Source organism: Kitasatospora nipponensis (assembly GCF_039528135.1).
GTDB classification, from domain to species: domain Bacteria; phylum Actinomycetota; class Actinomycetes; order Streptomycetales; family Streptomycetaceae; genus Kitasatospora; species Kitasatospora nipponensis.
The window spans coordinates 13,220-19,193 of the sequence record NZ_BAAALF010000163.1 but is presented as its reverse complement, the minus strand read 5'-3'; the positions used below and the strand labels follow the sequence as shown (position 1 = coordinate 19,193).

The 5,974-nt window shown below is 76.6% G+C and carries 5 protein-coding genes; 4 read left to right on the top strand and 1 reads right to left on the bottom strand.

Annotated elements, in window-relative coordinates; all coding sequences use genetic code 11:
• The 4 genes from ABD323_RS31410 to recX form a co-directional block, all read left to right on the top strand.
• On the top strand, positions 1–1,014 hold a 1,014-nt coding region (locus tag ABD323_RS31410; protein WP_344445433.1), incomplete at its 5' end, for a S8 family peptidase.
• Between the two features lie 20 nt (positions 1,015–1,034).
• Positions 1,035–1,229, top strand: a complete 195-nt coding sequence (locus tag ABD323_RS31405) for a DUF3046 domain-containing protein (protein WP_344445432.1) — start codon at positions 1,035–1,037, stop codon at positions 1,227–1,229.
• Between the two features lie 178 nt (positions 1,230–1,407).
• Positions 1,408–2,529 (top strand): recombinase RecA, encoded by a 1,122-nt coding sequence (gene recA, locus ABD323_RS31400; RefSeq protein WP_344445431.1) that lies wholly within the window; start codon positions 1,408–1,410, stop codon positions 2,527–2,529.
• 7 nt (positions 2,530–2,536) lie between these two features.
• Positions 2,537–3,535, top strand: a complete 999-nt coding sequence (gene recX, locus ABD323_RS31395; protein ID WP_344445430.1) for a recombination regulator RecX — start codon at positions 2,537–2,539, stop codon at positions 3,533–3,535.
• A 19-nt stretch (positions 3,536–3,554) separates the two neighbouring features.
• Here recX and ABD323_RS31390 read toward each other — a convergent pair whose 3' ends face one another.
• The gene (locus ABD323_RS31390; protein ID WP_344445429.1) at positions 3,555–5,474 is read right to left on the bottom strand and encodes an FAD-dependent monooxygenase; all 1,920 of its coding nucleotides are present in this window, start codon (positions 5,472–5,474) and stop codon (positions 3,555–3,557) included.
• Positions 5,475–5,974 lie beyond the last annotated feature (500 nt).

Here is a 5,974-nt window from a genome sequence, read left to right as displayed (position 1 = left end):
CAGGCCCCCGCCGCGCTGCTGGGCGCGCCGGCCCCCGACCTGGCCGCCCGGCGCGGGGCGGCGCCGCGCCGGGTGCTGGTCGCGGTGCTCGACTCCGGCGTCGACGACACCCACCCCGACCTGCGCGACGCGGTGAGCCCGGCCGACTCGGTCTCCTGCGCGGACGGCCGGCCGGACGCCCGGTTCGGCTCCTGGCGCCCGGACGACGGCGTCACCGAGAGCGGCCACGGCACCCACGTGGCGGGCCTGATCGGGGCGGCCCAGGACGGCCACGGGGTCAGCGGGGTGGCGCCGGGGGTGCGGATCGCCGCGGTGCGGCTGCTGGGCCCGCTGGGCCAGTACTACCCGGAGAACATCGTCTGCGGCCTGCTCTGGGCCGCGGACCACGGCGCCGTCGCGATCAACGACAGCTACTTCGCGGACCCGTGGAAGTACAACTGCCCCGAGGACCCCGACCAGGGGGCGATGATCGCGGCGGTCGGCCGGGCGGTGGCCTACGCGCAGCGCCGCGGCGCGCTGGTGGTCGCCTCGGCCGGCAACGACGCGCAGGACCTCACCGCGCCGCGGGTCGACCGGCGCAGCCCCAACGACCGGCTGGACGGCCCGGCCGAGGACCGCCGGGTGGGCACCGAGTGCCTGCGGCTGCCCGGCGAGCTGCCGGGGGTGCTCTCGGTCGCCGCGGTGACCCGCTCCGGCACGGTCGCGACCTACTCGAACTTCGGCGAGGGCCGGATCTCGCTGGCCGCGCCCGGCGGCGATCCGGACGGCGGCCCGGGCGAGGCGATCGTCTCGGACTGGCCGGGCGGCCGCTACGCCGCGCTGGCCGGCACCTCGATGAGCGCGGCGCACGTCACCGGCGCCGTCGCGGTGGCCGCCGCCGGCCACCCGGGCTGGGGGCCCGAGCAGCTGCGCGACCTGCTGCTCGGCCAGGCCCGGGCGAACTGCCCGACCGGTCCCGGGCTCTGCCGCGACCGGCGGCTGTACGGCGCGGGGATCGTCGCCCTGCCGCGCTGAGCGGTTGGATACTGGGGCCCATGAGGCTGACCGAGTTCTGGCGACGGATGGACGAGCACTTCGGCACGGCGTACGCGCAGTCGTTCGCCCGCGACCACGTGATGAGCGAGCTCGGCGGCCGCACCGTGCAGCAGGCGCTGGACGCGGGGTGGGAGGCCAAGGACGTGTGGCGGGTGGTGTGCGAGGTGATGGGGGTCTCCACGCTGCTGCGCTGACCCGGGCGGCCGTGGCGGACCGGGGGCGCCGCCGGGGATTGATTCGAACTGGCGTTCCCTATACTGGGGCCACCGGCGAGTTTTCCACAGGCCGAGCCCGTCCGGGGCCGATTGTCGGTGGGACGCGCTAGCGTCGAGGACGATGAAGCGCACAGCACAGAACCCGAGGGTGGAAGCCATGGCAGGTACGGACCGCGAGAAGGCTCTTGAGACCGCACTCGCCCAGATTGAGCGGCAGTTCGGCAAGGGCTCGGTGATGCGCCTGGGCGACCAGTCCCGTGCCCCGATCGACGTGATCCCCACCGGGTCGACCGCACTCGACGTGGCCCTCGGCGTCGGCGGGCTGCCCCGCGGCCGGGTGGTCGAGATCTACGGCCCGGAGTCCTCCGGCAAGACGACGCTGACCCTGCACGCCGCGGCCAGCGCCCAGAAGCTCGGCGGCACGGTCGCCTTCGTCGACGCCGAGCACGCCCTCGACCCGGAGTACGCCCGCAAGCTCGGGGTCGACACCGACGCCCTGCTGGTCTCCCAGCCGGACACCGGCGAGCAGGCGCTCGAGATCACCGACATGCTGATCCGCTCCGGCGCGATCGACCTGATCATCATCGACTCGGTGGCCGCCCTGGTGCCGCGCGCCGAGATCGAGGGCGAGATGGGCGACTCGCACGTGGGTCTGCAGGCCCGCCTGATGAGCCAGGCGCTGCGGAAGATCGCCGGTGCGCTGAACCAGTCGAACACCACCGCGATCTTCATCAACCAGCTGCGCGAGAAGATCGGCGTCATGTTCGGTTCGCCGGAGACCACCACCGGTGGCCGGGCGCTGAAGTTCTACGCCTCGGTCCGGCTGGACATCCGCCGCATCGAGACGCTCAAGGACGGCACCGAGGCGGTCGGCAACCGCACCCGCGTCAAGGTGGTCAAGAACAAGGTCGCCGCGCCGTTCAAGCAGGCCGAGTTCGACATCCTCTACGGCCACGGCATCAGCTGGGAGGGTGGCCTGATCGACATGGGCGTCGAGCACGGCTTCATCCGCAAGGCCGGCGCCTGGTACACGTACGAGGGCGACCAGCTGGGCCAGGGCAAGGAGAACGCCCGCAACTTCCTGCGCGACAACCCGGCGCTGGCCGAGGAGATCGAGAAGAAGATCAAGATCAAGCTGGGCATCCTGGCCGACCCGGACGCGCCGGTCGAGGGCGCCCCCGCACCGGTCGCGGTCGAGGTGGACGGCGCGGTCAAGCCGATCACCGCAACTGCGGCGAAGGCGGCGCCCGCCAAGAAGGCGGCGGCGGCCAAGGCCTGATCAACCGATGAGGAGCGAGCCTGCGGGCGGACCGGGACCGGCGGGTACCTGGGGGCCGCGTGACTGGTGCGCCAGCGGGGTGGGCGGCGAGAGCTTCGAGCCCGCCCCGGCGACCGGCGCGGCCGCCGAGCCCGCGCCGGCCCGGCGGTTGACCCGCGCGGCGCGGTCCGGTGCCGACGACGGCGTCCACCGGCCCGACTGGGTGGTGGACGCCAAGCGCGAGCAGGAGGGCGAGCGCCCCGACTGGGTGGTGGACGCCAAGCCGAGCCAGGACGCGCCGGCGCCCGGAGCCGGTCGAGGCGCCCGCAGCGGCGGGCGGCGCACGTCGGCCGGCACCCGGACGGGTGGGGCGCGGAGCGGCGGCACGCGTTCCGGTGGCGAGCGGGGGGACGCCGAGCGGGGGGACGGCGAGCGCGGCCGCCGGAGCGGGCGCGAGCCCGGCGGGGGGCGTTCGCGGGAGCGCGGCGCGGGCGGGCGGGCCCGGGCCACCGACGAGGTCGAGACGGACCCCGCCGCCCGGGCCCGGGACATCTGCCTGCGCCTGCTCACCGGCAACGCCAAGACCCGCAAGCAGCTCGCCGACGCGCTGCGCAAGCGCGAGATCCCCGACGAGGTCGCCGAGCAGGTGCTCGGCCGCTTCGAGGAGGTCGGGCTGATCGACGACGCGGCCTTCGCCGCCGCCTGGGTCGAGTCGCGGCACGCCGGCCGGGGGCTGGCCCGCCGGGCACTCGCCCAGGAACTGCGCACCCGGGGGGTGGCCGGCGCCGTGGTCGAGGAGGCGGTGGCCCAACTCGACCCCGAGGACGAGGCGGTGGCGGCCCGCGCCCTGGTGGAGCGCAAGCTCAGGAGTACCGCGGGACTGGAGCGCCAGGCCCGGATGCGCCGGCTGGTCGGCATGCTGGCCCGCCGCGGCTACCCGCAGGGCGTGGCCTTCCGGGTGGTGCGCGAGGCGTTGGACGCGGCGGGCGAGAGCAGCGAGGAACTCGAGGACTGGTCGCTCGGCTGAGCCCGCCTCAGCCCGTGGCCTACCTCTCGGCGCCCGCGGTCCGGGCGGCGCCCTGCGCGGCGGCGGTGGCGGCGGCGGGCGGGGCGCCGGCCGCGGGCGACCCCGCTGCCCGTGGGCCTGCCGGCTGCGAGGACGCCGGTTGCGAGCCGGTGCTCGGCGAGGCCGGACCCTGCGCACGGGCGCTCCGCGAACCGGTGCTCGACGAACCGCTGCTCGACGAACCGGTGCTCGGTGAACCGGTGCTCGGTGAACCCGCCGGCTGCGAGCCGGCCAGTGAGGCGGGGCCGCCGCGGGCCCGGTCGGCCAGCGCCTGGAGGTCCTCGGCCCGGCAGCCCTGGGTGATCCCGACCAGGTGACCGTCCGGCCGGACCAGCAGCACCGTGTGCGGCCCGGCCCCCGGGTACTCCTCGGTGACCAGCACCTCGGCCGGCACCGGCAGCGCCGCCGCGACCTCCGCCAGCCGGGGCATCAGCCCCGCGCCCATCCAGTGCTCGGAGGACCAGACCGCCGTGCCGGGCGCCACCAGCAGCAGCAGGAAGGTCGCGCCCAGTCGGGCGTACAGCTGGTCCGGCACCCCCTCGGTGGTGACCACCGCGACGTTCGGCACCAGGACGCCGGGCGCGGTGGCCGGCAGGTTCTCGGTGAGCGTGGTGCCCCGGCCCGGCCCGCGCTGCACCGGCACGCCGCCGGCCCGCCCCGGTACCCCGGAGGGCGCGGCCGGATAGGCGGGCGCGCCGCCGAACCGTCCGGTGCCCAGCAGCCCGTCGGCCAGCAGCGGGGCGTGCTTGCGGAACGAGCCGGACAGCAGCGACCTGCGGGTCTGCTGCCAGCCGCGGAGCGGGCGCAGCAGTGGCATCGCCTGGTCCACGCCGCGCAGCCGGGCCCCGACCGCGCCGCGCCGCTCCGCCTCGTAGCCGTCCAGCAGCGAGCCGCCGGGCTGCGGACCGCCCGCGTGCAGGTGCCAGGCGACCGCGAGCCGCCAGGCCAGGTTGTCCGCGTCGCGCAGACCGTCGGCGAGGTTCTGCATGCCGAGCGCGCCGTGCAGGTGCGCCGCGTCCCCGGCCAGGAAGCAGCGGCCGCTGCGGAAGCGGGCGGCCAGCCGCTGCTGGGCGGTGTGGTCGGCGGCGGCCAGCAGGTCGTAGCGGGGCAGTTCGCCGCACCAGCCGGTCAGGGTGGATTTCACCCGGGTCAGCAGGGTGTCCCCGGTGACCAGGCCGGGCCAGGTGGCGTGCGGGTCGACCGGTTCGCTGGGCGCCGGCCGGCCGGGCGGCAGCCGCCAGTCCAGCCGCCACAGGCCGTCCGGGAGCGGTCGGGCCGAGGCCTCGCGGTCCCCGCGCCAGGGCGGCTCGCGGTGCAGCCGGGCCTCGCCGGCGAACGGCAGGTCGACCCGGACGGTGGCGATGGCGTGCCGGTCCACGGCGGGCCGGCCGGGGAAGCGGATCCCCAGCAGCTTGCGCACCGCGGAGCGGGCCCCGTCGCAGCCGACCAGGTGGCTGGCCCGCCACCAGGTGTCGGAGCCGTCCTGGGCGTGCCGGCTGCGCACGCTCACCCCGTCGCGGTCCTGGTCGAGCTCCTCCACCCGGGCGTGCGGCACCAGCTGGACCAGCGGGGTCGCGGTGGCCGCGTCGCGCAGGCCGCGCTGCAGCCGGTGCTGCGGCAGGTGCAGCACCGGGTGGTCCGTCAGTTCCAGGCGCAGCACCTCCTGGCGGCGGCGCCAGACGCTCAGCCGCTCCCAGCGGGCGGCGTCGGAGGCGGCCCGCAGGTAGCCGAGCCGTTCCAGGAAGGCGGTGGACTCGGTGCCGAGCACCGCGCTGCGCGGTCCCTCGGGGCAGACCCCGCCGCCCTGGTCCAGGACGATGCTCGGGACCTCGTGCCGGGCCAGAGCCAGCGCCAGGGCCAGTCCCACCGGCCCGGCTCCGACCACGATCACCGGGTCCATGCACGGCCCCCGCGGCACACGTCGGGGCAGGCCGACGCCGATCGTGTGGCGGCTTGAACTGCGCTGGTCCCGGGTGGTGTCACGAAGAGCAATGCAACAGATCACCTGGGTGTCCGTCAAGCAGCAGCCGGTGTGCGCCGGTTCGCGCCGTGGCGGGCGCGGGGCCCGACGGCCCGGGCGAGCGCGGCCAGGACCGGGCGGAGCACGGCGCGCGGCGCGGCGCCGGCCGCGAGCCCCGGCCGGCAGGGGTAGCCGTGTGGCGTACCGGCGGCCTCGGCGAGCGGTTCCCCGGCGCCCGGCGGTTCGTTCGGTGGCTCGCTCGGTGGCTCGCTCAGCGGCCCGATCGGTCGCCTGCTCACCGGTCCGGTCCGGTCCGGTCTGCCCTGCCGTCCGGTCCGGTCTGCCGTCCGGCCGCCGGTCCGGTCAGCCGCCCGCCCCCGGCCGGTGCCCCCGCCTGCTCACCTACTCCCCGGGCAACCCCTGGCAGGAGTGGCGGGTGG